This is a genomic window from Xanthomonas sp. F4 (assembly GCF_011761895.1).
In genome coordinates this window covers 1177955-1203755 of sequence record NZ_JAASQX010000001.1, presented here as the reverse complement: position 1 = coordinate 1203755, position 25801 = coordinate 1177955, and the positions used below count along the sequence as shown (strand labels likewise).

The following is a 25801-nucleotide window of genomic DNA, read 5'->3' as shown; positions in this document are numbered from 1 at the left end:
GGGGAGAGGGGCTCAAGCAAGCCAGCCGAAGCCGGCTCTTCCCTTCTCCCTTCGGGAGAAGGTGCCCCGAAGGGGCGGATGAGGGTGCGGGCGAAGCCTCGTGCAGTTGAAACACCGCATGCGCTTCGCGCCCGACCCTCACCCCAACCCCTCTCCCGGAGGGAGAGGGGCTATTGCTTCGCCGCCTCCCGCGCCCAAGGCGACTTCCCACCCTCGGCGATGAAGCGATCGATGCGCTGCTCCAGCACCGGCAGCGGCACCGAGCCGGTTTCCAGCACCGCATCGTGGAACGCGCGCAGGTCGAACTTCTCGCCCAGCGCCTGTTCCGCCTTGCGCCGCAGCTCCAGGATCTTCAGCTCGCCCAGGTAGTACGACAGCGCCTGTCCGGGCCAGGCGATGTAGCGGTCGACCTCGGTGGTCACCTCGTGCTCGCTGAGCGCGGTGTTGTCGCGCAGGAACGCCTGCGCCTGCTCGCGCGTCCAGCCCTTGTGGTGGATGCCGGTGTCGATCACCAGCCGGCACGCGCGCCACATCTGGTAGGTCAGGTAGCCGAAGCGGTCGTACGGGGTGTCGTACATCCCCATCTCCTGCCCCAGGTATTCCGAGTACACCGCCCAGCCCTCGCCATAGGCGGAGATGTAGCCATAGCGGCGGAAGTCCGGCAGACCTTGCTGCTCGGCCGCCAGCGGCATCTGCAGCGCATGGCCAGGCGAGGATTCGTGCAGGGTCAGCGCGGTGAGGTTATACAGCGGCCGCGACGGCAGGTCGTAGGTGTTGACCAGGTAGATACCCGGGCCGCCACGGCCGCCGGTGTAGAACGGCGCCAGGTCCGCCGGCACCGGCTCGATCGCAAAGCGCTGCCGCGGCAGCCGGCCGATGTAGTCGCCGATCTTGCCGTCCACGCGCTTGGCGATCCACGCCGCGTCCTTGAGCAGTTCCTCCGGGGTCTTGGCGTAGAACTTCGGATCGGTGCGCAGGTAGTGCAGGAACGCCGGGAACGTCTGCTGCCCCGGCGGGGTCTTGAAGCCGCTGTCGACGATCGCCTGGTCCATCTCCTTGCGCAGCCGCGCCACTTCCTTCAGGCCCACCGCGTGGATCTGCTCGGGGCTGAGATCGAGCGTGGTGTACTCGCGGATCTGCGCACGGTAGTACGCGGCGCCGTCGGGCAGCGATTCGGCGGCGAGCGCCGGGCGCGCCTTGGGCAGGTATTCCTCGCGCATGAAACGCAGCAGTTTGGCGTAGGCCGGCGCCACCTGCTGGGCGATCGCCGTGCGCGCCTGCGCGCGCAACTGCGCCTGCAGCGGCGCCGGGATCGTCGTCGGCATCTTCTTGAACGGGGTATAGAACAGATTGCTCTCGCCGGTCGCCTGCGCGACCTCGGCGATCGACTGGTCGCGGCCCTGCAGGGTCACCGCCGGCTGCGCGAAACCACGTGCCAGACCGGCGCGCATGTTGGCGATCTGCTCGTCGAAGTAGCGCGGGATGTCGGCAAGCTGCCCCAGGTAGCGCTGGTAGTCCTCGCGATTACGCAAGGTGGCGCGCGCGGTGAAGCCCAGGTCGGTCCAGAACGCGGTATCGCTGTTGAACGGCATTTCCCAGGCGCGGAACCGCTGCTGGTCGAGCAGCACCTGCAGTTGCTGGCGATAGACCTGATAGTTCACCTGGTCCTGCGCCGACAATTGCGCCGGGTCGATCGCGTCCAGGTCATGCAGGACCTGCTGCCAGTACGCGGTGCGCTGCGCCTGGGTGGCCGGATCGACCTTGGGCAGGTGATCGGCGGCCTGCCCTTGCGCATCTTCGTCGTCGGCACCGGCGAACTGCTCCTGGCGCCATTTCCACTCGCGCTGGTACAGCGCCTTGAAGCGCGTGCCGGCATCGCCGGCGGTTGCCGCGGCGGCCGGCGTGGAGGCCTGTGCCGGCGCGGCGCCGGCAGCGCCCTGCCAGGCCAGGGTGCAGACGATGGCCAGGGCCAGCGCCGTGCGCAATCGGGAACGGGACATCATCGTGGGGTCTCCGGAGTGGCGGGGGCGCCGGCCTGGACCTGGGCGATCCAGGCGTCGATGCGCGCGTCCAGCAGGTCCAGCGGCATCGCGCCGCCGCCGAGCACGGCATCGTGGAAGGCGCGGATGTCGAAGCGCTCGCCCAGCGCGCGCCTGGCCTTCTCGCGCAGCGCCAGGATGTCCAGTTCGCCGAGCTTGTAGCCCAGCGCCTGGCCCGGCCAGACGATGTAGCGGTCGGTCTCGGACTGGATGCTGGGTTCGTCGTCGGACGGATGCGCGTGGAAGAAGTCGATCATCTGCTGCCGGGTCCAGCGCTTGTAGTGCACGCCGGTGTCCAGTACCAACCGGTTGGCGCGCAGCAGTTCGCCGGCCAGGCGGCCGTAGTCGCTGTACGGGTCGCGGTAGAAGCCCACTTCCTTGCCCAGCCGCTCGGCGTACAGCGCCCAACCTTCCACGTAGGCGTTGTAGCTGGATTGCTGGCGGAACGGCGGCAACGGCAGGCTCTGGGCCAGCGAGATCTGCAGATGATGGCCGGGCACGCCCTCGTGATACGCGGTGGCCTCGATGTTGACCAGGGTGCGGTGCGCGTAGTCGCTGGTGTTGACCATCACCAGCCCGGGCTTGCTGCCCTGCGCATCGCTCTGCCAGTACTCGGCGCCGGGCGCGGTGGCGCGGAACGCGGGCATCGCGCGCACCTCCAGCGGCGTCTTCGGCAGCGTGCCGAACAACGTCGGCAGCTTCGGCTGCATCTGCGCGATGTCGTCGCGGTAGCGCTGCAGGATCTGCTCGGGCGAGCTGGCGAAGAAGCGACGCTGCTGCGCCACCGCCTGGCGCAACGCCGGCAGGTCGGCGTAGCCGAGCTGCTTGGCGATGACGCCCATCTCGCCTTCGATGCGCGCGACCTCGGCCAGGCCGGTCTGGTGGATCTGCTCGGGCGACTGGTCGGTGGTGGTCTGGGTATGGATCGCAAAGCGGTAGCGGTGCGCGCCATCGGGCAGCGACCAAAGGCCTTCGTGGGCGCGGCCCTGCGGCGCATATTCGTTGGCGACGAAATCGGCGAGCTTGCGATAGGCCGGGCGCACCTGCTGGTCGATCGCCGCGATCATCGCCGCGCGCAGGCGCGGCCGCTCCGCCTCCGGCACCGCCGCCGGGAACTGCTGCAGCGGCGCCGCGAACGGACTGTCGGCGCCGGCCGGCGCGGCGATCTCGCGCACCTGCGCGGGAATGCGTTCGAGCAGGTACTTCGGCTGCACCAGCCCATCCTTGGCGCCGGCGCGCGACAGCGCCACCACCTGGTCGAGCAGCGCCGGGATCGCCTGCAGGCGCTTGATGTAGTCCTCGTAGTCCTTGACGCTGGCGAACGGAAACGCCTGCGCGTAGCCCGGCAGCGCCACCTGGATGCCGCCGACCGGCTCCAGCGGCATCTCGTCGTTCTTCAGCGCGATCGCCTCGAGCCGGTCGCGCAACTGGCGCTGCATCATCTGCAGGCTCAACCGCTCCTGCGCCGACAGCGCCTTGGCATCGATCGCATCGAAGCGCGCCAGGAACCCGGCGGTGGCCTGGCGTTCGGCCTCCAGCGCGGCAAGCGAATAGTCGCTCCAGCGATCGTTGTAGCGGCTGTCGCCGATGATGCTGGCGAACTCGGGATGGTGGGCGAGCTGGTACTGCCATTGCGCATCGAGCAGCGCGGCGAAGGCCTGCGCTGGCGGCACCGCGGCCTTGGCCGGTGCCGCCGCGGCCGACGTGGAGGGCGTCGGCGCTGCGGACGGTTGGCAGCCCGCCAGCAGGCTCAGCAGCAGCACGCCGGCGGCGGGCAGAGGCATGCGTTTCATCGAGGAACTCCGCAGGGCGGCACGCGCCCGTGGCACGCCGCGGCGGCCGCCGCGCAAGGGTCGTGGGCGGCCGCCCTGCGCATCAGGCGAACGGCCGGTCGATCGCCGGCGACGGCGGGGTGAACCACTGCGCGCCGTCTTCGGTGACGTAGAAATGATCCTCCAGGCGCACGCCGAACTCGCCCGGCACCACGATCATCGGCTCGTTGCTGCAGCACATGCCCGGCGCCAGCGCCAGCGCATTGCCGCGCACCAGGTACGGCGCCTCGTGGATGCTCATGCCGCAGCCGTGGCCGGTGCGGTGCGGCAGCCCCGGCAGCTGGTAGTCCGGGCCGAGCCCGGCGCGCTGCAACACCTTGCGTGCGGCCTCGTCCACCACCGCGCAGGCCACGCCCGGCCGCACCGCGGCGAAGGCCGCCGCCTGCGCCTCGTGCTCCAGTTGCCAGATACGCCGTTGCTTCTCGCTGGGCTCGCCGAAGATGTAGGTGCGGGTGATGTCGGAGTGGTAGCCCTGCACGGTGCAGCCGGTGTCGATCAGCACCAGTTCGCCCGGGCGCAGCGCCTGTACGCCGGGAATGCCGTGCGGATACGCGGTGGCGTGGCCGAACTGCACGATGCAGAAGGTCGAGCCGTTGTCGGCGCCGAGCGCACGGTGCGCCTGGTCGATGAAACGGGTCAGTTCCGCGGTGGTGATGCCTTCGCGGATCAGCCCGGCGGCCAGCCGCTGCACGTGCAGGGTCATGTCGCAGGCCTGCTGCATCAGCGCCAGTTCCGCCGGCGACTTGCGCATGCGGCAGCCGTCGACGATGGCCGCGGCATCGCGGATCGCGATGCGGCCCAGCACCGCGGCCAAGCCGGTATGCACCGCGAAGGCCACGCCCGGGTCCAGCGCCAGGCTCTGCGCGTCCAGTTCCAGCAAGGCCTCGGCGACCAGCGCGTGCGGATCCTCGTGTTCCTGCCACAGGCGCTTGCGCACCGGCACCGACAGCACAGCGTCCAGCGAGCCTTCCTCGAACGCCGGGCAGATCAGCAGCGGATCGCCTTCGGCGGTGAGCAGCATCGCCACCAGGCGCTCGCTGGCGCCCCACGGCACGCCGGTGAAGTAGCGCAGCGAGGCACCGGCGCCGATCAGCAGCGCGTCGGCGCCGTGCGCGCGCATCAGCGCACGCGCGTTGGCCAGGCGTTGCCGGTACTCCGGCTCCTGGATCGCCGGCGCCCGCTGCGGCCACGGCGCCAGTTGCGCGTGCGCCTGCTCCAGGGTCAGCCCGCCGATCTGGGACTGCTCGCTCATGCGCTGCGCTCCACGTCGGCCGTGCTCCAGCAGCCGTCGATCAGCCGCTGCACGCCGCCAGGATTGCGGTCGCGCAGCAGCGCCGGCAACAGCGCGTCGGGCACGCCGTCGTAGCTGTGCAGCGCCGCGAAGCGACGGATCGCCGCGGGCATGCCGACCGCGGTGAAGCCCGGATGGCCGGTGCTGGGATAAGGGCCGCCATGGTTCATCGCCGGGCTCACCGCCACGCCGGTCGGCATCTTGTTGCAGATCAGCCGCCCCACCCGCGGACGCAGCGCCGCGGCCAGCACGGCGAAGGCCGGATCGTCGCTGCCATCGGCGGCGCGATAGAGGGTCCCGGTGAGATTGCCTTCGAAGCTGCGCGCCAGGGCGGTCAACTGCCCCACCCCACCGCCGCGGACGATCAGGCTGACCGGCCCGAACGCCTCGGTCTGCAGCGCCTCGGGCTGCTGCAGGAACGCCTCGGCCGACACCTCCAGCAGGGTCGGCGCATGCCGATAGCCGGGGCCGGCATCGGCCTCACCGCCGGCCAGCACCGTGGCGCCGGCATCGCGCAGCGTGCCCACGCTGCGCTGCAGATGCTCCAGCACGCCGCGCGAGAACAGCAGCGCCGGCGCGGCCGCGGCGAAATGCGCGGTGGCCGCGGCGACGAAGGCATCGCCGGCCTCGCCCTCGGGCACCACCACGATGCCCGGGTTGGTGCAGAACTGGCCGCTGCCCATGGTGCAGGAGGCGAAGAACTCCTGCGCCAGTGCCGCGCCGCGTTCGGCCAGCACGCCCGGCAGCAGGAACACCGGATTGACGCTGGACAGTTCGACGTAGGCCGGCACCCCGGCACGGTCGGCGGCGGCCTTCAGCGCCAGCCCGCCGGCGCGGCTGCCGGTGAAGCCGATCGCGCCCAGCCGCGGATCGCCGGCCAGTTCCAGGCCCAGCGTGTTGTCGAAGTGGTACAGCAACTGCACCGTCGCCGCCGGCAGGTCGTTGGCCAGCAGCGCCTGGTGCGCGAGCTGCGCCAGACGCTGGCTGGTGGCCGGATGCGAAGGGTGCGCCTTGGCGATGACCGGATTGCGCGCGACGATGGCCGAGGCGAAATCGCTGCCGGCCACCGCGTTGAACGCGAACGGGAAATTGTTCGGGCCGAACACCAGCACCGGCTTGTGCAGCGGTCCCAGCTGCGCGCGCAGGCCGGCCGCGGTGTCGATCACCGGCTGCGCCCAGCTGTGGCTGCGCGCCGCCTGCGCGGCCTGGCGCAACTGCCCGCTGGCGCGCGGCAGTTCCACCTTGGCCAGGCGCGGCTCCACCGGCAGGCCGGTTTCGGCATGCGCCAGCGCCACCAAGCGCTCGACGTCGGCGTCGATCGCGTCCGCATACGCATCCAGGAACGCGGCGATGCGTTCCGGCGCGGCCGCGGCCAGCGCGTCGGCGCTCAGCGCCGCCGCGCTCAGCGCCGCTTCCAGGTCGGCGGCGCCGCTAACCGGGAACGACGGACCGAACTCGCTTCCGTCGCGCGGGTCCTCGGCGCGGAAGCTGCCGCGCTCCTCCAGCGAGGCCTGCCAGTGGCCGGCCAGCAACAGCGGTTGCATGCTCATCTCAGTGCCCGGGATGGGTGGCGATGGCGTGGTCGATGACCTTCAGCGCAGCCTCGCGCTCGGCGCCTTCCAGCACCAGCCGCGGCGCGCGCACGCGCTCGCTGCCCAGGCCGACCTTCTCCTGCACCAGCTTGATCAGCTGCACGAACTTGGGCACGGTATCCAGGCGCAGCAGCGGCAGGAACCAGTCGTACAGCGCCTTGGCCGCCGGGTAGCCGCCGTCGCGGGCCAGTTCGAACAGCTTCACCGACTCCTTCGGATAGGCATTGACCAGGCCGGCGATCCAGCCCTTGGCGCCCATGCTCAGGCCTTCGACGATCGCATCGTCCATGCCCACCAGCAGCACCAGGCGGTCGCCGAGCAGTTCGCCCAGCGCGGCGAAGCGGCGCACGTCGCCGGAGGATTCCTTGACCGCCTGCAGGTTCGGGAATTCGGCAGCCAGCTCGGCGATCTGCGCCGGGCTGAAATCGGTCTTGTAGGCGATCGGGTTGTTGTACAGGATCGCCGGCAGGTCGGTGGCGGCGATCACCGCGCGCATGTGCGCACCCATCTCGCGCCAGTCGGTGGAATACACGTACGGCGGCAGCACCATGAGGCCACCGCAGCCGATCTGCTTGGCTGCCTGCGCCAGGCGCACGGCCTCGTCGGTGGACAGCGCGGCGATGCCCGGCACCACCGGGATGCGGCCATCGACCGCCTGCACCAGGGTCTTCAGGATCGCCAGCTTGTCGTCGAAGCTCAGCGTGGCCGCTTCGCCCAGCGAACCCAGCGGCACGATCGCGGTGCAGCCAGCCTCGATCATCAGCTGCGCATGCTTGGCCAGGAACGCATGGTCGATGCTGCCGTCGGCGTTGAACGGGGTGGTGATGGCCGGCAGCACGCCGTACCAGAAGGAAGCCTTGCTCATGGATGTACACCTTGTGGAGAGTTGCGAAGGGATGCCGCGCGCGACGGCGCGGCGCAAGCGGTGTCCGGACCGGGGCCCGGACAGGGATGGGCCAGCGCGTCCAGCCGCGCCGGGAACAGCGGCGGCCGGCGGCCGTCGTCGGAGAAATCGTCGGCGCGCGCGGCCAGGCCAAGTTCGGTCAGCGCACTGCCGCAGATGCGGCCCTGGCAGGCGCCCATGCCGCAGCGCGAGGCCAGCTTGGCGTCGCGCAGGTCGGTGTGGCCGCGCAGCGCGGCCAGCGGCACGTCCTCGCAGCGGCACACCAGCGTGTCCGGCGCGGCCAGCGCATGGATGCGCGGATCCAGCGCGAACTGCCGCTGCAGCAGCGTGGCGAAGGCGCGCGCGCGTCGCCGCTGCGGCTGCAGCGCCTGCGCATCGGCGTCCTGGCCGGCGGCCAGGTGGCCGGCGATGGCGCCTTCCACCCGCGCGCAATCGCGCCCGCCGATGCCCAGCGCCTCGCCGGCGGCGTACACGCCGTCGACGCTGGTACGCAGTTGCGCGTCCACCGCCACGCACGGATGCGCGCCACTGCGACCCAGGCGGCAGCCAAGCAGTTGCGCCAGTTCCACGTTCGGCACCAGGCCGTAGCCCACCGCCAGTTGATCGCAGGCGAGACGGCGGCGACCGTGCGGGCCGTCGATCTCCACCTCCTGCACGCGGCCCTCGCCATGTGCGGCCAGTACCACGCTGCCGGCGTGGTAACCGACCCCGGCCAGTTGCGTGCGCAGCGCCAGCGCCTGCAGCGCCTTGTCCGGCCAGCGCAACGGCAGTTGTGCGGCGAATGCGGCCAGCGCGCGCCACGGTGCCTGTTCGACGATGCCCAGCACCTGCGCGCCGTGGCGATGCAGGGTCGCCGCCGAGGCCAACAGCAGCGGCCCGCTGCCGGCGACCAGCACGCGCCGCCCGCGCAGCGGCCAGCCCTGCTTGGCCAGCGCCTGGGCGCCGCCGGCGCCGGTCACCCCGGGCAGGGTCCAGCCCGGGAACGGCAACAGCAATTCGCGCGCGCCGGTGGCCAGCACCAGCGCGTCGTAGCCCAGCCAGCGCGGACCATCCGGACCATCGGTGAGCAACTGCCGATCCTGCGCCAGCAGCACCTGGGTCTGCGGCAGGAAGGTCACCGCGCTGGCCGCCAGTTGCGCCAGCGCGCGCGCGGCCAGGCGTGGCGGCGCGTGGGCGACATCGTGGCGCCAGATCTGGCCGCCGGCACGCGCCTGCAGATCGACCAGGCCGACCCGGCGGCCATGCGCGGCCGCGGCCAGCGCCGCCGCCAACCCCGCCGGGCCGGCGCCGATCACCAGCACGTCGTAGTGGGCGCGCGGCTCAGCCATCGGTCCACACCTGCATGCCGTCGCGCGCCGGGGTGATGCAGGCGCGCAACTGACCGACGCGGTCGATGCGTACCCGGCACTCGGCGCACACGCCCATGCCGCACAGCGGCGCGCGCGGCTGACCACTGCGCGAGCGGCGGAAATGCGTGGCGACCTGCGCCACCGCCGCGGCGACACTGCTGCCGTCGAGCACTTCGACGTCGCGTCCGTCGACCTGCAGGCGCAGCATCCGCGCGCTCATGCCAGCGCCCGCGCCGGTGCGTACGGCGCCGGGTCGATGGCCGTGGGCCGCTGCAGCAATTGGTCCAGCAGCAGACGCGCACTGCCCAGCGCGGTGGTCACGCCCAGGCCCTCGTGGCCGGCCGCGACCCACACGTCGCGCCGCTCCGGCACTGCGCCCAGGTAAGGCCGCCCGTCCGGCGTGGCCGGACGCAGGCCGGTCCACACCCGGATCGCCTGCAGTTGCCGCAGGCCGGGCAGGAACGCGAAGGCGCGCTCCAGCATCCGCTGCAGCATCGGCATCGACACCGCGCGGTCGGTCGCATCGAATTCGCGCGAGGAGCCGATCAGGATCTGCCCGGTCGGACGCGGCTGCACGTTGAACGCCACGCTGCTGCCGTCGCTGCCATGCGCGCTGTCGGCGTAGCCCAATTCCAGCAATTGATGGGCGACGAAGCCCGGATAGCGGTCGGTGATCACCAGTTGCCCCTTGCGCGCGCGCATCGGCAGTTCCGGCAGCAGCTCCGGCACGGCGCAGCCGGTGGCGACCAGCACCGGGCCATGCAGCGCGCTGCCATCGTCCAGGCGCACGCCGGCATCGAGCAGCGCGGTGGCGCGGCGTCCGGCGTACAGCTGCGCGCCAGCGGCGCAGGCGCGCTCGACCAGATAGCGCGCCATCCGCGGCGGATACACCACCGCCTCGGCGGCCACGCGCATGCCGCCGGCCAGGCCCGGCACCAGGGCCGGCTCCAATTGATACAACCGCTGCGCATCGAGCGCTTCGGCCTGCACGCCGGCCACGGCCAGGCGCTGGATCTTGGCCGGAATCGCCTCCAGCTCGCGCGCCTCGCGCGCCACCCACAGCGTGCCGCAGCGGCTGAACTCCGCCTCCGGCAGCGGCGCGAATTCTTCCCACAGGCGCAGCGAATACGCCGACAACGCCAGTTCCGCCGGATCGTCGTCCATCGCCACCAGGTGGCCCATCGCCGCGGCAGTGGAACCGCCGCCGATGCTGCCCGACTCGACGATCGCCGCGCGCAGGCCGGCGGCCGCCGCCGCATCGGCGCAGGCCGCGCCGACGATGCCGGCGCCGACGACGATCAGGTCGAAACCGCTCATGCGGCGCCGATGCCCCAGGCGAACGGATCCTGCGGATCGATCAGCAATTGCGAACGCGCGGTGATGTAGGCCTGCCCGGTGATGCGCGGCAGCACCCCGCGGGTGCCGGCCGCATAGCTGCCCTCGAACACGCTGCCGAGGATGCCCTGCTGGCGCCACACCTGGCCCGCCGCCAGCTTGCCGTCGGCGGCCAGGCACGCCAGCTTGGCGCTGGTGCCGGTGCCGCACGGCGAACGGTCGTAGGCCAGGCCCGGGCACAGCACGAAGTTGCGCGCATCGGCGCTGGCGTCCGGCGCCGGCCCGTTGATCTCGATGTGGTCGATCTCGCCGCCGTCGGCGCCGCGGATGCCCGCCGCCTCCAGCGCCAGCCGCACCGCTTCGGTATAGGCGGTCAGCGCACGCTGGTGGCGCAGTTCCAGCGCGCACGGGGTCTGTTCGGTGATGAAGAACCAGTTGCCGCCCCAGGCCACGTCGCCGCGCACGCGCCCGTACTCGGGCACCTGCACGTCGACGCCGGTGGCATGGCGATAGCTCTCGACGTTGTCGACCGACACGCGGCCGTCGGCGTGCAGTTCCACGCCGACCGTGCCCACCGGCGTCTCGATCCGGTGCGTGCCCGGGCTCAGCCGGCCCAGCTCGGCCAGCGTGCGCACCAGGCCGATGGTGCCGTGGCCGCACATGCCCAGGTAACCGACGTTGTTGAAGAAGATCACCGCCGCGCAGGCGTCGGCGGCCACCGGCGGCAGCAGCAAGGCGCCGACCATGGTGTCCGAGCCGCGCGGCTCGCAGGCGATGGCGCTGCGCCAGCGGTCGAAGCGCGTGCGGAACAGCTCGCGGCGCTCGGCCAGGGAACCGGTTCCCAGATCGGGGAAGCCGGAGACGACGACACGGGTCGGTTCGCCGGCGCTGTGCGAGTCGATGACATCGAGTGTATGCATGGGGCCATGCTCACATTCGGCACCGCCGCCGGCTAGCAGCGTTTGCCTGTCGCCAATGCGGAAGTTCGCACAACCCGGCGACGCCCGACGGCGCCGACTTAGGCTAGCATCGGCATTCAGGGGGACGCGCGGCGGCGCGCCCGCACCGCCGCCCACTCCCGCAGGTGAACGCCATGGACACTCTGATTTCGGCACTGGAACTGCAGACGCTGTTCGACGCCTTGCCGGACGTGGTGTTCTTCGTGAAGGACCGCGACGGCCGCTACACCCACGTCAACCTGACCCTTGTTCGGCGGCTGGGCAAAAAGTACCGCGCCGACCTGATCGGCAAATCGGCCGCGGACGTGTTTCCGCTGCCGCTGGGCGGCAGCTACCTGATGCAGGACCGTCGGGTGCTGTGCGGCGAGGTGATCGAGAACCAGCTCGAAGTGCACCTGTTCCCGAACCGCACCCCGGGCTGGTGCCTGACCTTCAAGCGCCCGCTGTGCGAGGGCGAGGAGGTGATCGGCGTGGTCGGCATCTCCCGCGACCTGGGCCAGCCGGACAGCCGCCATTCCGCCTACGAGCGCATCAGCCGCGCCATGGAGCACATGCAGGCGCACTACGGCGACAACCTGCGCGTGCAGACCCTGGCCGACCTGGCCGAGCTGTCGGTGGCGCAACTGGAGCGGCATTTCCGTCGCGTGTTCCAGCTGACCCCGCAGCAACTGCTGACCAAGATGCGCATCGAAGCGGCGATGCGCCTGCTGCACGGCGACGACAGCATCGCCAGCATCGGCCAACTGTGCGGCTTCGCCGACCAGAGCGCCTTCGCCCGCCAGTTCAAGGCCACCGTCGGCATGACCCCGCGCGACTATCGGTCGATGAAGGGCAAGCTGTGAAGAGCCGGGATTGGGGATTCGGGAATGGGGATTCGTTTTTTGGCTGAATGCGGGCGTTGAGATCGCCGCGCTACGAATGCAGAGCCCCTCTCCCTCCGGGAGAGGGGTTGGGGTGAGGGTACGGCGGAGCCATTACGTCGAAAAACCATGCCAATTCCGCACCTGCACCCTGCGACTGTGCTTCAGTGGGAATCCGCCTGTCGCGGCTGATCCCACAAAGGGCCAGGAACCGCGCCTAGCGCGACACACGCATACGCAGTCGCGACGCCCGAAGTCCACCTTGCCGACCATCCCGGCTCGCCCCCGCTGCACAGGCCGCTCAGGTCGCAAGTGGTAGCATTCCGCGTTTCCGGTCCACGCGTCATCCATGGTCAGCCTATTCCGCCGCAACAAGCCCCAGGACAACGCCGGCGAGAGCCGCACGCAGCGCTACAGCATCGAGGAATTGGCCGCCGCCTTCCCCAAGCCGGCAAGCGCCGAACCCGCTGCGCCTGCGCCGTCGGCGCCGCCTGCCGCTGAGGCGGCGCCTGCCGCCCCAGCACCCGCTCCTACTCTGGAGCCAGCGCCCGCGCCGGTCGCCGAACACCCCGTCCAGGCGCCCGCCCCGGTCGCTGTCCCGCAGCCGCAACCGACGCCGCTGCCGGCTGCAGCGCCCACACCGCCGCCGCAGGCCTATGTGCCACCGCCAGCCGCCGCGCCGGCACCGAGCGTGCCGCACCCGACGCCCGCCCCCGCCCAGCAGCCCGCTGCGGTACCCGCGCCGACACCTAACGCCGCGTCCGTGCCCGCCGCCGACGCCGACCTGGTACGCAGCGACGCCCTGCCCGCCGCGCCGGCCGGCAAGCCCGGCTGGCGCGAGCGCCTGCGCAACAGCAGTTTCGCGCGCAGCGTCGGCAGCCTGTTCTCGCGCAATCCCAAGCTCGACGACGACCTGCTCGACGAGATCGAGACCGCGCTGATCACCGCCGACGTCGGCATCCCCGCCACCACCGCGCTGATCGAAAACCTGCGCAAGCGCATGAAGGCGCGCGAGTTCGTCGACGCCAGGGCGCTGCAACAGGCGCTGCGCGCCGACCTGCTGGCGATCCTGCAGCCGGTGGCCAAGCCGCTGCAGATCGATCGCAACGCCAAGCCCTTCGTGGTGCTGACCGTCGGCGTCAACGGCGTCGGCAAGACCACCACCATCGGCAAGCTGGCCAAGCGCTTCAAGGACGAAGGCCACAGCCTGATGCTGGCTGCCGGCGACACCTTCCGTGCCGCGGCGGTGGCGCAGTTGCAGGCCTGGGGCGAGCGCAACGGCGTGAGCGTGATCGCACAGGGCCAGAACGCCGACGCCGCTTCGGTGGCCTTCGACGCGCTGCAGGCCGGCAAGGCACGCGGCACCGAGGTGTTGATCGCCGACACCGCCGGCCGCCTGCACACCCAGACCGGGCTGATGAACGAACTGGGCAAGATCCGTCGCGTGCTCGGCAAGCTCGACGCCAGCGCGCCGCACGAGGTGCTGATGGTCATCGACGGCACCACCGGCCAGAACGCGCTATCGCAGCTGCGCCAGTTCCATGCAGCGGTCGGCGTCACCGGCCTGGTGGTGACCAAGCTCGACGGCACCGCCAAGGGCGGCGTGGTGTTTGCCCTGGCCCGCGAGTTCGGCATCCCGATCCGCTTCGCCGGCATCGGCGAACGCCCCGAAGACCTGCGCGTGTTCGACGCCGAAGCCTTCGTCGACGCGTTGCTGCCAGAAGCGCTCGGCGGCTGACCGCTGAAGCCCCTCTCCCTCCGGGAGAGGGGTTGGGGTGAGGGTGCGGCGGAGCCTGCCAAGCCAGCACTGGCACCACCCCAACCGCACCAGGCTTCGCCCGTACCCTCATCCGGCCCTTCGGGCCACCTTCTCCCGGAGGGAGAAGGCACGAGTTCCTGCCAGCATGCGCCAGCCTTCCGACACCTTCCCCGCCCGCCTGCTCGCCTGGTTCGATCGCCACGGGCGCCACGACCTGCCCTGGCAGCATCCGCGCAGTCCGTACCGGGTGTGGCTGTCGGAAATCATGCTGCAGCAGACCCAGGTGGCGGTGGTCATCCCCTACTTCCTGCGCTTCTTGCAGCACTTCCCGACCCTGCCGGCGCTGGCCGCCGCCGACAATGATGCGGTGATGGCGCAATGGGCGGGGCTCGGCTACTACGCCCGCGCGCGCAATCTACACGCCGCCGCCAAGTGCTGCGTGGAACTGCACGGAGGCGAACTGCCGCGCGATTTCGATGCCCTGCATGCGCTGCCCGGCATCGGCCGCAGCACCGCCGGCGCGATCCTCAGCCAGGCCTGGAACGACCGCTTCCCGATCCTCGACGGCAACGTCAAGCGCGTGCTGACCCGCTACCACGGCATCGCCGGCTACCCCGGCCTGCCGGCGGTGGAAAAGCCGCTGTGGGCGCTCGCGCAGTCGCATGTGGACGCGGTGCCCGACGGGCGCATGGCCGACTACACCCAGGCGCAGATGGATTTCGGCGCCACCCTGTGCACCCGCGCCAACCCGGCCTGCGTGCTGTGTCCGCTGCAGGACGACTGCGTGGCGCGTCGCGACGGCCTGGTCGAGGCGCTGCCCACGCCCAAGCCGGGCAAGACCCTGCCCGAGCGCGAAGCGCTGGCCCTGCTGCTGGAGAACGCCGCCGGCGAACTGCTGCTGCAGCGGCGTCCGCCGACCGGCATCTGGGCCTCGCTGTGGACGCTGCCGCAGGCCGACACCGACAGCGAACTGCGCGCCTGGTATGCGCGCTGGATGCGCGGGCGCGCCTACGACGACGCCGAAGCGCTGCCGCCGATCGTGCACACTTTCAGCCATTACCGCCTGCACCTGCAGCCACTACGCCTGCGCAAGGTCGCCATGGGCGATGCGCTGGGCGACAATGACGACCTGCGCTGGGTGGCGCGCGCCGACCTGTCGACGCTGGGCCTGCCCGCACCGATCCGCAAACTGCTCGACGGCCTCTGACGCACCAGCGCGGGGCCGTGCGCGCATCGCCAGGAATTGCCATGTCCCGCACCGTCTTCTGCCAGTACCAGCAACGCGACACCGAAGGGCTCGACTACGTGCCGTATCCCGGCGAGCTCGGCAAGCGCGTGTTCGCGCACATCGGCAAGGCCGGCTGGCAGGCGTGGCTGGCGCACCAGACCATGCTGATCAACGAGAACCGGCTGTCGCCGCGCGATCCCAAGCACCGCGCGTTTCTCGAAGCGGAGCTGGAAAAATTCCTGTTCCAGGGCGGCGCCGACAAGCCCGAAGGCTACGTGGCACCCGATCAGGCGTCCTGAGCGGCGCCGCGTCGTGGCGTCACGGCACGCACCACGCTAAGACTCCGCAAAGCGCCCGCTTTCGTCGCGCCTTACGCGATATCGTAAGAGCGGCTTCAGCCGCGACAAGGCCTTACCAGGAACGCCCTTCGCGGCTGAAGCCGCTCCTACGCGTGCGCCCTGCGGCTATTTGGCCTTGCCGCACACCGCAGTGCAGCCGCACCTAACGCGACAGGGCGCAACCTGTAACGCCAGGCAGTGGCGGTGCAACATCGCACTCGCCCCGCCGCCGCCTCGCGAATCCCAAATCCCAAATCCCAAATCCCAAATCCCGAATCCCCAATCCCCAATCCCCAATCCCGGCACTGCCTCAGCTCCCCGGCGCCTGCTGCGCCCGCTCCTGCACCTTGGCCTCGCGCAGTTCCTTCTCCGAGGTGCGCAGCGCCTTGACGTCCAGCGGCCGGATGCTGTCGATGCGGCACGGCAGGCGAATCGCGGCCGGACCGCCGCCGAGCACCAGCACGTCGTCGAACTTCGCCGAGACCTGGCTGCCGAAATGGGTGATGGCGATGCTGGGGGCGAAATCCAGATCCTGGCAGGTGCCGGCGAATTCCAGCAGATAGGCCTGGTTCGGACGCGTCCACACCGCCAGCGCGCTGTCGCCTAGCGCGGTCCAGCCGCTGAGCTGGTTGAAGTACTGGAAGTCGCGCACCGGCGCACCGGCGTGGGCGCGGTACAGGGTGAGACGCTCGTCGTCGCTGAGGCGGTTGGTCGCGCAGCCGGCCAGTACGGCCGTGGCGACGAGGGAGGACAGCAGCAGGCGTTTCATGGCAATGCTCCTGGTGGTGTGGAGCGCATCATGCGCCCGCCACCGTGCACGCTGCCGTGTATGCACGCAGAGTCGTTCAGCGACAAGGCAGCCAACGATCGCGGCGCGATGGCACCACTTACTGCGAGGGACTGCGCGCCGACTCGCAGAAGCGCTGCCGGTACTCCAGCGCCTTGGGCATCAGCGCCTGCAGGTTCTGGATGCGGGTACCCGGATTGGGATGGGTGGAGGCGAACTCCGGCGGCGCCTGGCCGCCGCTGCTGGCGCTCATCCGTTCCCACAACGGCACCGCCTCGCGCGGGTCGAAACAGGCCGCGGCGGCGAGCATCAGCCCGACTTCGTCGGCCTGGGTCTCGTGGCTGCGCGCGTACGGCAGCAGGTAGCCGTACCCCATCGCCGCCATCGCCATCTGCTGCTGTTGCGGATCCAGCCCGCCGGCGGCGCCGGCCATCTGCCCGATCTGGGTCAGCTTCTGCTGGGCCATGCGCTGCGCGCCATGCCGCAACAGCGCATGCGCGATCTCGTGGCCCATCACCACCGCCATCGCATCGGCGTTCTTGGCCACCGGCAGCAGCCCGGTGTAGACCGCCATCTTGCCGCCGGGCAGGCAGAACGCATTGGCCTGTTCGGACTCGATCACGTTGACGTCCCAGTCGAAGCCGCGCGCGTAATGCTTGGCCTGCATGCCGTGCTCGGCGGCCAGCGCGTCCTCGACCACATCGACCTTGGCGATCAACCGCTGCGCGATCGCACGCACCTGCTGCGCTACCTGCGACTGCGGATCGACCGGATGTTCCTGCGCCAGGATCTCCTGGTACGCCTGCAGACCCAGTGCCTTCTCGTCCTCCACGTTCAACGAGCGGTCGATCAGCACCTGCTCGCCGGTGTACGGGTCCTCGCTGCGGTTGGAGAACCAGTAGTACCCGGCATACACGGCAAAGCCCAGCAGCACCAGCCAGCGCACCCCGCCCAGCGGCCCACGGCGACCGCCCGGTTCGCCGCCCTGGCGGCCGAAGACTTGGTTCATCGGGTTCCCCTCGTTGACTGGTGAGGCAATCTAGCGCCGGCACCGGCGCGGCGGCGTCAAATGCCGCGCACCAGGCGGAAGCCGACGCGTGCGCTGGTGCTGTCCGAATCCTGCATCAGCCGCCAGGCCGCGCGCGTCTGCTCCGGCGCATTGGCCCAGTTGCCGCCGCGCACCACCCGCGAGCGGCAGCCCGGGTTGTACCAGGCCGCACCGTCGGCCGGGGCGCGGCGATAGCTGGCATGCCAGCAGTCGGCGACCCATTCGCTGAGGTTGCCGGCCATGTCGTGCAGGCCCCAGGCGTTGGCGGAGAAACTGGCCACCGGCGCGGGCCCCCAGAATCCGTCGGTGTAGCCGACGAAGGCGTTGCGCCAGTGCCGACCGCTGGGCGAGACGTCGCCGCCGCCGGTGAAGTTGCCGCTGCCGCGCGGCGGCGTGCCGGCGTTGCCCCAGGGATAGCGGCCGCGGCCGCCGGCGCGCAGCGCGTATTCGAACTCAGCCTCGCTGGGCAACCGGTAGTGCCGCCCGGTCTGCTGCGACAGCCAGGCCGCGTAGGCTTCGGCGTCACGCACGCTGACGTGCATCACCGGGCTGTTGGGCGCCGCGCGCGCGCCCTGGTAATCGGACTGCCAGTCCACGCCGTTGCGGCGCACGAAGTTGCCACTGCGCTCGTCGTAGACCGTGGAATGGCCGCGCCGGGTGGCGCGCGGACGCGCATTGGTCGCCTCCACGAAGCGGCGGAACTCGGCCACCGTGACCTCGGTGATCGACATGGCGAAACCGCGGTCGAAGCGCACGTAATGCTGCGGCATCTCCGCCGGCGAGGCGCCGGGTTCGGTCTCGGCCGCGCCCATGCGAAAGCCGCCGTGCGGCACCACGATCATCTGCGGGCCGCGCCCACCGTCGTGCATGCCGTCGGTGAACACCTGGCCGGGACGGAAACTGCCGTAATGGGTGGCCAGGTCGATGCGTTCGCGCAGCATCGCCGCCACCGGATCGCCGGGATCGGCGATGCGCAGCACGTCGCCCAGGCGCTCGCGCGCCGACTTCAACCCGGCCGGTGTGGCCAGATCGCGCAGGCCGGCATCGCGCAAGGCGGCGATGCGCGCCACCCGCACCTGCTCCACGCGCACGCGCGCATCGCGCACCGTGGGCGCGTCCTCGCGCACCCGCGCCGCACGCGCCAGCCAGCTGCCGGCAGCGGCGAAATCCGAGGCCGCCGCCGCCGTCTCGGCGCGGCGGATCAGCGCGCTCTCCACCGCCGCCACGCCCTGCCGCGCGCGCGCATCGTCCGCATCCAGCAGCAGCGCCTCGCGGAAATTGGCCAGGGCGCCGTTGCCGTCCTCGCCCAGGCGGCCACCACGCAGGTCGTCCTCGCCGGCGCGGTTGTAGGCCAGCACCCGCGAGGCGGTCTCCACCCGCTGCTGCAGGCGCCGCACCGCCGGATCGTCCGCATCCAGCCACAGCGCCACCATCGCGATGCGCGCAGCCTGCTCCAGCGTGCGCTCGGACCGCTCCGGATCGCCCAGCGCCTGCGCGCCCAGCTGCAGCAGGCGTCGCCGCGCCTTGCGCAGGCCGTCCTGGGCGACGCGATCGTTCGGCGCCAGGCTGCGGATCGCCAGGTACAGCGGAATCGCCGACTGCGCGTCCTCGAACAGGCGATCGGCGGCCAGCGCGCGCGCCGCCTCGCGCCGCGCCTGCGGCAGGCCGCCGCGGGTCAAGGTCGGCAACGGCGGCTGCCAGCGCGCCACGGTCTCGGCTGCGTCTTCGCCGCCGATGGTCACGCTGGGCGCCTGCACCGGCCTGGCCGGCGCCGACCGCGCCGGCACGGCGGCAGCGGCGGCCGCAGGCGCGGGATCGGCGGCCGGCGCCGGCGGCTGCCGCGCACAGCCGACCAGCACTGCCGCCAGCATGCTCCAGACCATCACAACGCCGCTGCTGCGCACCTTTCCTCCGAACCATGGCCCTGGGCCGTGTCACCAATTCCCGAGTATGCCGCGTTGGGCCCGCGCGCCTGTCAGACCCAACCCGAAGGGCCGCGATTGCTCGGGGATTGATGACACGCCCTTGCGACGCCGCCCCACCCGGCGCGCCGTGCGGCCGGCGGAGCGACGTTAGGCTATTCTCGCCTGCCTGAGCAAACCCTGCAGTCAACGGAAATCACGTGCCTTACTGGATCAAGCAACCCGCCGAACTGAGCGAACGGCTGGCGCAGCGGCCGGCCCGCATCGGCCTGGACACCGAATTCGTCCGCGAACGGACCTACTGGCCGCAACTGGCGCTGGTGCAGATGGCGGTGGGCGACGACATCCTGCTGATCGACCCACTGATCCCGGGCATGCCGCAGGCGCTGGCGCCGTGGCTGAGCGATCCGGGAATCCTCAAGATCATGCACAGCGCCAGCGAAGACCTGGTCGCCTTCAAGTGCGCCTGCGGCACCCTGCCGCGGCCGCTGTTCGACACCCAGATCGCCGCCGGCCTGGCGGGGCTCGGTGCCGGCATGGGCTACCAGAAGCTGGTGCTGGAGATCACCGGCGTGCACCTGGCCAAGGGCGAGACCCGCTCGGACTGGCTACGCCGCCCGCTGTCGCCGGCGCAGCTGGAATACGCCGCCGACGACGTGCGCCATCTGTTCGCGCTGCACGATCACCTGCAGGCGCGGTTGCAGACCCTGCAGCGCAGCGACTGGCTGCACGAGGACGGCGAACGCCTGCTCGGCACCGTCGAGCACGACGATGGCGAGCGCTGGCCGCACCTGAGCATGCGCTCGGCGCAATTCATGGACCGCCCCGCGCAACTGCGCTTGCTGCGCCTGTTGCGCTGGCGCGACGCCCAGGCCCGGCACAGCGACAAGCCGCGCAGCTGGATCCTGGACAACGAACTGGCCGCCACCCTGGCGCGGTTCCCGCCACAGGACCAGCCGGCCATGCTGGCGCTGTTCGACAAGCACCCCAAGGCGCCACGCAAGCTCAGCGATGCGCTGTGGCAGGCGCTGACCACGCCGCTGGCCGACGAAGCCGACGCGCCGCAGGCGCTGGCCGCCAGCGACGACAACAAGGCAGCGCTGAAGCGACTGCAGGACGCGGTGGCCGCACGCAGCGCCGAACTCGGCCTGCCCGACGGCCTGCTGGCCTCGCGCAAGCACCTGAAAGCCCTGCTGGAAAGTGCGCAATGGCCCACGCCGCTGGCCGGCTGGCGCCGACGCGAACTGGAGCCGCACCTGCAGCCGCTGCTCGCCAGCGCACGTTGAACGCATGCGGCCGCGCGGCCAGGCCGCGATCGCCCCGTCATGCACGCCCACGCCATCGGGCATAAAAAAGGCCAGGAAATCCTGGCCTTTTTCCGTCCGCTCAATACTTGACGAGCGGGAACTTCAGATCCGGATGGCGCGCCTTCCATTCGTTGTAGGCGGCGGTGCCTTCCCAGGCGGCGAACGCCTTCGGCGTGCGGCCGCGGCCGGACCAGGTTTCGCCGGTGTGCGGCAGTTGGTACTTCGGCTTGACCTCGCTGCGGCCACCGGCGGACTTGCTGCTGGCCGGCTTGGACGCCGCGCTGGTCACGTAGGCCGCGATCTCGTTGCGCTGCTTGGCGCTGAAGAACTCGGCGAACTGCTCCAGCAGCGACAGCACGTTGGCGTGCGCCGCATTGGTTTCGCCCTCGCGCGCCTGCCGCTCCTGCTCTTCCAGCTTGCGCATTTCTTCCTGCAGCTTGGCCTTGGCTTCGGCGATCTGTTGCAAGTTGCGAACTTCCGTCATGTGTAAAAGACCCGTCTTTAGTAAAAGGTATGAAGCGGACGGTTTATTTCGTCCGGAACGAAATCACCGCGGGAGATTTCGGCCGCCGAGTATATCGACTCCCTGCGCGCGCTGTAGACAGAATGCTGAGCGCGTTCCCGCTTCCCTTCGGCCGGCCCCCTGGCAGGGCGCCGGGGATGTTGCATTGCCCCCTTGGCACGCGGCCCCGTGCCCAGTTACACTACGCGTCTGATGTGGGGCGGTAGCTCAGCTGGGAGAGCGTCGCGTTCGCAATGCGAAGGTCGAGGGTTCGATCCCCTTCCGCTCCACCATCTTTCCGTCCTCGACGGTGCAACAAGGCCAGACAGCCACCAGGCTCTCTGGCCTTTTTGTTGGCCGCTCCTGAAGCTGAGCGCATCCGATCAGGACGGTCCGGTCATGCGATGCCCAGTGGCGATGGCGTGATCGGAGGTCCTCGGCTTCCGTACTGATGGGGCGGGAAGCGGTCGCAGTGCGCGCTCCCCACCGCATCATCGGTCAGTTGTTGTCGTCCTGCGCGGCCTCGTCCTGTCCGGAGCGCGGGCCGCGCTCGTGCGCCTCGCGCAGCTTCTGGTCTTCCAGGCCGGGCCGCTGCTTGGCGGTATCGTCCTGGGCACGGTCCTGCTGGCCCTCGTGGATGCCCTGCTGCTTGCCGGACTGGGTGGTCTCGTCTTTTGCCATGGTCTGCACCTCGCTGGGGCGGATGCCCGCTCGCCGCCACCCTAGCGAGGCCGCCGTGATGCACGGATCACGGCGTGCCAGGCATCACGCCGCCAGCGCGCGTGCGCCGGCCTCGGCGATGTCGTCGCTGCGCAGCAGCCGCGCGCGGTCGAGCAGGATCACCAGCCGATCCTCCAGCTTGCCCATGCCCTGCAGCAGGTCGCGGCGGATATCGCTGCCGAAGGCCGGCGGCGCCTCGATCTGCTGCGGCGGCAATTCCAGCACCTCGTTGACCGCGTCCACCAGCAGGCCGAAGGACTGCGCCGCGCCCCCCTCTTCGCTGGTGGCGGTGGCGATGACGATGCAACTGCGGCGGGTGACCTGGCTGGGCCCGCGGCCGAGCCGCGACTGCAGATCCACCACCGGCACCACCGCGCCGCGCAGGTTGATCACGCCGCACACGCAGGCCGGCATGGTCGGCACCGGCGTGGGTGGGCGGTACTCGATGATTTCGTGGATACCGGCGATGTTGAGCCCGAACAGTTCGCGATCCAGTTGAAAGGTCAGGAACTGCCAGGCGTTCTGCTGCGCGAGCCCGGTGACGGCATCGATGCGATCGTTGTGCATGGTCTTCCCCTTCAGAAGTTGACGAACTGGCCTTCGTCCGGCGCATCCGCCAGCGCGTAGGCCGGCACCTGGCGTGCACGCGGGCGCAAGGCCTTGCCGGCGTTGCGCAGCGGGCGCGTGGCCGCCGGCCTGGGCGCCACCGGCGCGGCGCGGCGTGGCGCGGCCAGGTCCTGCTCGCGGTTGAGGCGGAAGAAGCCCATCGCCTGCTGCAGCGATTCGGCCTGGGTGCTCATCTGTTCGGCGGTCGCCGCCAATTGCTCGGAGGCCGCCGCGTTCTGCTGCGTGGCCTGGCTGAGCTGGGCCACCGCCAGGTTGATCTGGGTGACGCCGGAGGACTGCTCCTGCGAGGCCGAGGCGATCTCCTGCACCAGATCCGAGGTCTTCTTGATGCTGGGCACGATGGTGCCGAGCAGGTTGCCGGCGCGATCGGCCAGGCCGACGCTGCTGGCGGCGACCTCGCCGATCTCCTGCGCGGCCACCTGGCTGCGCTCGGCCAGCTTGCGCACTTCCGCCGCGACCACGGCGAAACCCTTGCCGTGCTCGCCGGCGCGCGCGGCCTCGATCGCCGCGTTCAACGCCAGCAGGTTGGTCTGGTAGGCGATGTCGTCGATGATGCCGATCTTCTGCGCGATCTGCTTCATCGCATGGGTCGAGGCCAGCACCGCTTCGCCGCCCTCCACCGCTTCCTTGGCCGCCTGCGCCGACATGCCCTCGGTGACCTTGGCGTTGTCCGTGTTCTGCGCAATGGACGCGGTCATCTGTTCCAGCGAGGCGCTGGTCTCCTCCACGCCGGAGGCCTGCTCGGTGGCCGCCTGGCTCAGCGACTGCGCGGTGGCGCTGACTTCCTCGGACGAACCGGCCAGCGATTGCGCGCTGGCGTTGACCTCGCCCACGACATCCGCCAGACGCTCGACCATCGCCTGCAGCGCTACCATCGCGCTGGTGGTGTCGTTGGGGCGGGTCGGCACCTGCACGGTGAGATCGCCACGCGCGATCCGCGAGGCCACTTCCATCACCGTGCTCGGCTCGCCGCCGAGTTCGCTCATCAGCGAACGCGCGATCAGAAAACCGATAAACGACGCGCACAGCGCCGCGACCAGACTGCCGACGATCAGGGTGAGGTTGGTGCGCTGCTGCAGCTGCTCCGCCTCGGAGGCGCGCACAGCCAGCAGTTCGCTTTCTGCGCGGCGCACTTCGGCCATGCGATCACGCATCGTATCCATGTAGGCCTTGCCCTTGGAGGCACGCACCGCGGCGGCCAACGCCTCCATCGTCGCCTGGCCGTCGTTGACGTTCTTGCGCAGCGCGATCTGCGGATGCACTGCCTGGCTGAGCCATTGCGCCTGGGTCTGCTTCAGCGCGTTCAGGCGCTCCTGCTGCTTGGGATTGTCCGCGGTCAGTTCCTGCGCCGTGCGCAGGTGGCTGTCGAAGCTGGCGACACCGTCGCGATACGGCTGCAGGAAGGTGTCCTCGCCGGTCAGCGAGAAGCCGCGGGTGCCGGTCTCGATGTTGATCAGGCTGCTGAGCGCCGCATCGACTTCGGCGATCACCTTGTAGGTGTGGGTGTTCCAGTAGTTGGCCTGCGACAGCGCGGAGACGTTGAAGTAGGCAACGCCGGCGAGCGCCAGCAGGATGCACAGGACCACGGCGAAGCCGCCGTAGAGTTTGGTTGCGACTTTCAGATTCTTCAGCATGGCACTCTCCCGACAATGGGGCAGTTGTGACAACGACATCGACATGGAACTGGCGGCGCGACCTGCGCCGCCAGGGAATGGATCAGGCGCGGCCCAGCAGCGCTTCGTTGCGGTCGCGATTGCCTGCACCGGGACGGCGCGCGGCCGCGGAGGGCGCACGCGTCGCCCAGCGCGAGCCGGCCGCACGCAGCGACAGCGGCGCCTCGCCTTCGTCCGGCATATGCGTGGCACGCCGCGTGGCAGCGGACAACTGGAAGAACGCCATGCTGTCCTGCAACTGCACGGCCTGCGTGCTCATCGATTCGGCGGTGGCCGCCAGCTCTTCGGAGGCGGTGGCGTTCTGCTGGGTGATCTGGCTCAGTTGCACAACCGCCACATTGATCTGTGCGACGCCGGAGGACTGCTCCTGCGAGGCGGCGGTGATTTCCTGCACCAGATCCGAAGTCTTCTTGATGCTGGGCACGATGGTCTCCAGCAGCTGCCCGGCGCGTTCGGCCAGTTCCACGCTGGAGCCGGCCACCTCGCCGATCTCCTGCGCGGCCACCTGGCTACGCTCGGCCAGCTTGCGCACTTCCGCGGCGACCACGGCGAAGCCCTTGCCGTGCTCGCCGGCACGTGCGGCCTCGATCGCCGCGTTCAGTGCCAGCAGGTTGGTCTGGTAGGCGATGTCGTCGATGATGCCGATCTTGTGCGCGATCTGCTTCATCGCCGCCACCGTGGCCACCACCGCCTGGCCGCCTTCCAGCGTCTCGCGGGCGGCTTGCGCGGCCATGCCGTCGGTGACCTTGGCGTTGTCGGTGTTCTGCGCGATGGAAGCGGTCATCTGCTCCAGCGAGGCGCTGGTCTCCTCCACGCCGGCGGCCTGCTCGGTCGAGGCCTGGCTCAACGACTGCGCGGTGGCGCTGACTTCTTCCGAGGCGCCAGCCAGGCTCTGCGCACTGGCGTTGACCTCGCCGACCACCTGCTGCAGCTTCTCGACCATGCGCTGCATCGCCAGCAGCAGCTGCGCGGTCTCGTCGCGGCCGCGCACGTCGATCGACATGCTCAGGTCGCCCTCGGACAGCGCATTGGCCACGCTGACCGCCTTTTCGATCGGCCGGGTCACGCTGCGGCTGATGAACACGCCCAGGCCCACGCCGAGCAGCACGCCGCCGATCACGATGGCCAGCAGGGTGTGGGTGCTGCTGGCGTAGATCTCATCGGTGGCGTCGTTGGCCTTGGACGCATTCGCCTCCTTGATCTCGCTCAGTTCCGACATCAGCGCATCCAGTTCGTCGGAGCTGCTGCGCACGCCCTTGGACAGGTCCGCCAGCTGCGCATTGCCTTGCGGCAGCGGCTCGCGCATCACCGAGTCGACGAACTGGCCGCGCCGCTCCAGATAGGTCTTCCACACCTGGTCGAAGCGGGCCAGCTTGGCCAGCGTGTCCGGGTCGTCGAACGAGGCCCTGGCCTTGTCCATGTGCTCGACCACCTTGGCGGTGTACTTGTCGAGGCTGGCGACATGCTTGGCGCGATCTTCCTCCGTGCTGGCCAACTGCAGGTTGGCGCGCGAACGGCCGGCGTTGATCAGATTGATGTTGGCCTCTTTCAGGTGCGACAGGCCGAGCAACTCGCGCTCGTACAGCACCGTGGCGTAATCGTTGATGCGACCCGAGTTGCGGATGCCGATCCAGCCGATACAGGCGCCGATCGCCGCCACGATCAGGAATGCCGCCGTCAGCCTGACCCCGATTTTCATATTGCCCAACATGGTGTACCTCGATTCTTT

General features: G+C 70.4%; 21 protein-coding genes, 1 tRNA gene and 2 pseudogenes. 6 read left to right on the top strand and 18 right to left on the bottom strand.

From position 1 onward, the window contains the following. Nucleotides 1–170: 170 nt before the first annotated feature. The 9 genes from FHR66_RS05380 to FHR66_RS05340 form a co-directional block, all read right to left on the bottom strand. The gene (locus FHR66_RS05380) at nt 171–2003 is read right to left on the bottom strand and encodes a DUF885 domain-containing protein (RefSeq protein WP_160970904.1); all 1833 of its coding nucleotides are present in this window, start codon (nt 2001–2003) and stop codon (nt 171–173) included. Continuing rightward, nucleotides 2000–3832 (bottom strand): DUF885 domain-containing protein, encoded by a 1833-nt coding sequence (locus FHR66_RS05375; protein WP_160970906.1) that lies wholly within the window; start codon nt 3830–3832, stop codon nt 2000–2002. The genes FHR66_RS05380 and FHR66_RS05375 overlap by 4 nt, the downstream gene beginning before the upstream one ends. Before the next feature lie 82 nt (nt 3833–3914). Further along, complete coding sequence (locus tag FHR66_RS05370) at nt 3915–5123, bottom strand: M24 family metallopeptidase (RefSeq protein ID WP_160970908.1); 1209 nt, start codon at nt 5121–5123, stop codon at nt 3915–3917. Beyond that, nucleotides 5120–6712, bottom strand: coding sequence for an aldehyde dehydrogenase family protein (locus tag FHR66_RS05365; protein ID WP_160970910.1), 1593 nt, complete (start codon nt 6710–6712; stop codon nt 5120–5122). Before FHR66_RS05365 ends, FHR66_RS05370 begins: the two co-directional genes overlap by 4 nt. Nucleotide 6713: 1 nt before the next feature. Next, nucleotides 6714–7619 (bottom strand): dihydrodipicolinate synthase family protein, encoded by a 906-nt coding sequence (locus FHR66_RS05360; protein ID WP_160970912.1) that lies wholly within the window; start codon nt 7617–7619, stop codon nt 6714–6716. After that, on the bottom strand, nt 7616–8986 hold the full coding sequence (locus FHR66_RS05355) for an NAD(P)/FAD-dependent oxidoreductase (RefSeq protein WP_160970914.1): 1371 nt from the start codon (nt 8984–8986) through the stop codon (nt 7616–7618). Before FHR66_RS05355 ends, FHR66_RS05360 begins: the two co-directional genes overlap by 4 nt. Beyond that, nucleotides 8979–9227, bottom strand: coding sequence for a (2Fe-2S)-binding protein (locus FHR66_RS05350; protein ID WP_010343411.1), 249 nt, complete (start codon nt 9225–9227; stop codon nt 8979–8981). Before FHR66_RS05350 ends, FHR66_RS05355 begins: the two co-directional genes overlap by 8 nt. Further along, the gene (locus FHR66_RS05345; RefSeq protein WP_167087560.1) at nt 9224–10324 is read right to left on the bottom strand and encodes an FAD-dependent oxidoreductase; all 1101 of its coding nucleotides are present in this window, start codon (nt 10322–10324) and stop codon (nt 9224–9226) included. The genes FHR66_RS05350 and FHR66_RS05345 overlap by 4 nt, the downstream gene beginning before the upstream one ends. Further along, complete coding sequence (locus FHR66_RS05340; RefSeq protein WP_167087558.1) at nt 10321–11262, bottom strand: 4-hydroxyproline epimerase; 942 nt, start codon at nt 11260–11262, stop codon at nt 10321–10323. The genes FHR66_RS05345 and FHR66_RS05340 overlap by 4 nt, the downstream gene beginning before the upstream one ends. Before the next feature lie 173 nt (nt 11263–11435). On the opposite strand from FHR66_RS05340, the gene FHR66_RS05335 reads away from it, so the two are divergent. The 4 genes from FHR66_RS05335 (at nt 11436) to FHR66_RS05320 (ending at nt 15447) form a co-directional block, all read left to right on the top strand. Continuing rightward, nucleotides 11436–12143: an AraC family transcriptional regulator gene (locus FHR66_RS05335; RefSeq protein WP_017911046.1), complete on the top strand. Its 708-nt coding sequence runs from the start codon at nt 11436–11438 to the stop codon at nt 12141–12143. A gap of 367 nt (nt 12144–12510) precedes the next feature. Further along, the gene (gene ftsY / locus FHR66_RS05330; protein ID WP_167087556.1) at nt 12511–13899 is read left to right on the top strand and encodes a signal recognition particle-docking protein FtsY; all 1389 of its coding nucleotides are present in this window, start codon (nt 12511–12513) and stop codon (nt 13897–13899) included. Between the two features lie 166 nt (nt 13900–14065). Next, a complete protein-coding gene (mutY, locus tag FHR66_RS05325) occupies nt 14066–15127 on the top strand; it encodes an A/G-specific adenine glycosylase (protein ID WP_167087554.1) in 1062 nt (353 codons plus the stop codon). Between the two features lie 41 nt (nt 15128–15168). Continuing rightward, the gene (locus tag FHR66_RS05320; protein WP_160969830.1) at nt 15169–15447 is read left to right on the top strand and encodes an oxidative damage protection protein; all 279 of its coding nucleotides are present in this window, start codon (nt 15169–15171) and stop codon (nt 15445–15447) included. A 349-nt stretch (nt 15448–15796) separates the two neighbouring features. Here FHR66_RS05320 and FHR66_RS05315 read toward each other — a convergent pair whose 3' ends face one another. The 3 genes from FHR66_RS05315 to FHR66_RS05305 form a co-directional block, all read right to left on the bottom strand. After that, nucleotides 15797–16255, bottom strand: coding sequence for a DUF6491 family protein (locus FHR66_RS05315; protein ID WP_160969832.1), 459 nt, complete (start codon nt 16253–16255; stop codon nt 15797–15799). A 118-nt stretch (nt 16256–16373) separates the two neighbouring features. Next, nucleotides 16374–17282, bottom strand: a complete 909-nt coding sequence (locus FHR66_RS05310) for a M48 family metallopeptidase (RefSeq protein WP_160969834.1) — start codon at nt 17280–17282, stop codon at nt 16374–16376. A gap of 56 nt (nt 17283–17338) precedes the next feature. Further along, on the bottom strand, nt 17339–19192 hold the full coding sequence (locus FHR66_RS05305) for a formylglycine-generating enzyme family protein (protein ID WP_425612959.1): 1854 nt from the start codon (nt 19190–19192) through the stop codon (nt 17339–17341). A 251-nt stretch (nt 19193–19443) separates the two neighbouring features. Between FHR66_RS05305 and rnd the strand changes: the two genes are divergently transcribed. Further along, nucleotides 19444–20529, top strand: coding sequence for a ribonuclease D (rnd, locus tag FHR66_RS05300; protein ID WP_160969836.1), 1086 nt, complete (start codon nt 19444–19446; stop codon nt 20527–20529). 100 nt (nt 20530–20629) lie between these two features. Here rnd and FHR66_RS05295 read toward each other — a convergent pair whose 3' ends face one another. After that, nucleotides 20630–21034, bottom strand: a complete 405-nt coding sequence (locus tag FHR66_RS05295) for an H-NS histone family protein (RefSeq protein WP_160969838.1) — start codon at nt 21032–21034, stop codon at nt 20630–20632. A gap of 235 nt (nt 21035–21269) precedes the next feature. Between FHR66_RS05295 and FHR66_RS05290 the strand changes: the two genes are divergently transcribed. Then, nucleotides 21270–21345: transfer RNA gene (locus FHR66_RS05290), tRNA-Ala, on the top strand. Between the two features lie 205 nt (nt 21346–21550). Here the strand turns inward: FHR66_RS05290 and FHR66_RS05285 are convergent. From FHR66_RS05285 to FHR66_RS05270, 5 genes and pseudogenes are all read right to left on the bottom strand, one after another. Further along, entirely contained in the window at nt 21551–21733 is a 183-nt protein-coding gene (locus FHR66_RS05285; RefSeq protein ID WP_160969840.1) for a hypothetical protein, read from the bottom strand. Nucleotides 21734–21817: 84 nt separating this feature from the next. Beyond that, nucleotides 21818–22339, bottom strand: a complete 522-nt coding sequence (locus FHR66_RS05280; protein WP_160969842.1) for a chemotaxis protein CheW — start codon at nt 22337–22339, stop codon at nt 21818–21820. A gap of 11 nt (nt 22340–22350) precedes the next feature. After that, a pseudogene (locus FHR66_RS21000) lies at nt 22351–23256 on the bottom strand (methyl-accepting chemotaxis protein); the annotation flags it as partial. A gap of 246 nt (nt 23257–23502) precedes the next feature. Beyond that, nucleotides 23503–24033 (bottom strand): annotated as a pseudogene (locus FHR66_RS20995) (CHASE3 domain-containing protein); the annotation flags it as partial. An 82-nt stretch (nt 24034–24115) separates the two neighbouring features. After that, on the bottom strand, nt 24116–25783 hold the full coding sequence (locus FHR66_RS05270; protein ID WP_160969846.1) for a methyl-accepting chemotaxis protein: 1668 nt from the start codon (nt 25781–25783) through the stop codon (nt 24116–24118). Between the last annotated feature and the right edge of the window lie 18 nt (nt 25784–25801).

Coding starts and splice junctions, on each gene's coding strand:
- FHR66_RS05280 (WP_160969842.1), bottom strand. CDS start 22,339: ATGCACAACGATCGCATCGATGCCGTCACCGGGCTCGCGCAGCAGAAC.
- FHR66_RS05375 (WP_160970906.1), bottom strand. CDS start 3,832: ATGAAACGCATGCCTCTGCCCGCCGCCGGCGTGCTGCTGCTGAGCCTG.
- FHR66_RS05315 (WP_160969832.1), bottom strand. CDS start 16,255: ATGAAACGCCTGCTGCTGTCCTCCCTCGTCGCCACGGCCGTACTGGCC.
- FHR66_RS05370 (WP_160970908.1), bottom strand. CDS start 5,123: ATGAGCGAGCAGTCCCAGATCGGCGGGCTGACCCTGGAGCAGGCGCAC.
- FHR66_RS05350 (WP_010343411.1), bottom strand. CDS start 9,227: ATGAGCGCGCGGATGCTGCGCCTGCAGGTCGACGGACGCGACGTCGAA.
- FHR66_RS05295 (WP_160969838.1), bottom strand. CDS start 21,034: ATGACGGAAGTTCGCAACTTGCAACAGATCGCCGAAGCCAAGGCCAAG.
- mutY (WP_167087554.1), top strand. CDS start 14,066: ATGCGCCAGCCTTCCGACACCTTCCCCGCCCGCCTGCTCGCCTGGTTC.
- FHR66_RS05360 (WP_160970912.1), bottom strand. CDS start 7,619: ATGAGCAAGGCTTCCTTCTGGTACGGCGTGCTGCCGGCCATCACCACC.
- FHR66_RS05310 (WP_160969834.1), bottom strand. CDS start 17,282: ATGAACCAAGTCTTCGGCCGCCAGGGCGGCGAACCGGGCGGTCGCCGT.
- FHR66_RS05365 (WP_160970910.1), bottom strand. CDS start 6,712: ATGAGCATGCAACCGCTGTTGCTGGCCGGCCACTGGCAGGCCTCGCTG.
- FHR66_RS05380 (WP_160970904.1), bottom strand. CDS start 2,003: ATGATGTCCCGTTCCCGATTGCGCACGGCGCTGGCCCTGGCCATCGTC.
- FHR66_RS05285 (WP_160969840.1), bottom strand. CDS start 21,733: ATGGCAAAAGACGAGACCACCCAGTCCGGCAAGCAGCAGGGCATCCAC.
- FHR66_RS05305 (WP_425612959.1), bottom strand. CDS start 19,192: ATGCTGGCGGCAGTGCTGGTCGGCTGTGCGCGGCAGCCGCCGGCGCCG.
- FHR66_RS05355 (WP_160970914.1), bottom strand. CDS start 8,986: ATGGCTGAGCCGCGCGCCCACTACGACGTGCTGGTGATCGGCGCCGGC.
- FHR66_RS05335 (WP_017911046.1), top strand. CDS start 11,436: ATGGACACTCTGATTTCGGCACTGGAACTGCAGACGCTGTTCGACGCC.
- ftsY (WP_167087556.1), top strand. CDS start 12,511: ATGGTCAGCCTATTCCGCCGCAACAAGCCCCAGGACAACGCCGGCGAG.
- FHR66_RS05345 (WP_167087560.1), bottom strand. CDS start 10,324: ATGAGCGGTTTCGACCTGATCGTCGTCGGCGCCGGCATCGTCGGCGCG.
- FHR66_RS05320 (WP_160969830.1), top strand. CDS start 15,169: ATGTCCCGCACCGTCTTCTGCCAGTACCAGCAACGCGACACCGAAGGG.
- FHR66_RS05270 (WP_160969846.1), bottom strand. CDS start 25,783: ATGTTGGGCAATATGAAAATCGGGGTCAGGCTGACGGCGGCATTCCTG.
- FHR66_RS05340 (WP_167087558.1), bottom strand. CDS start 11,262: ATGCATACACTCGATGTCATCGACTCGCACAGCGCCGGCGAACCGACC.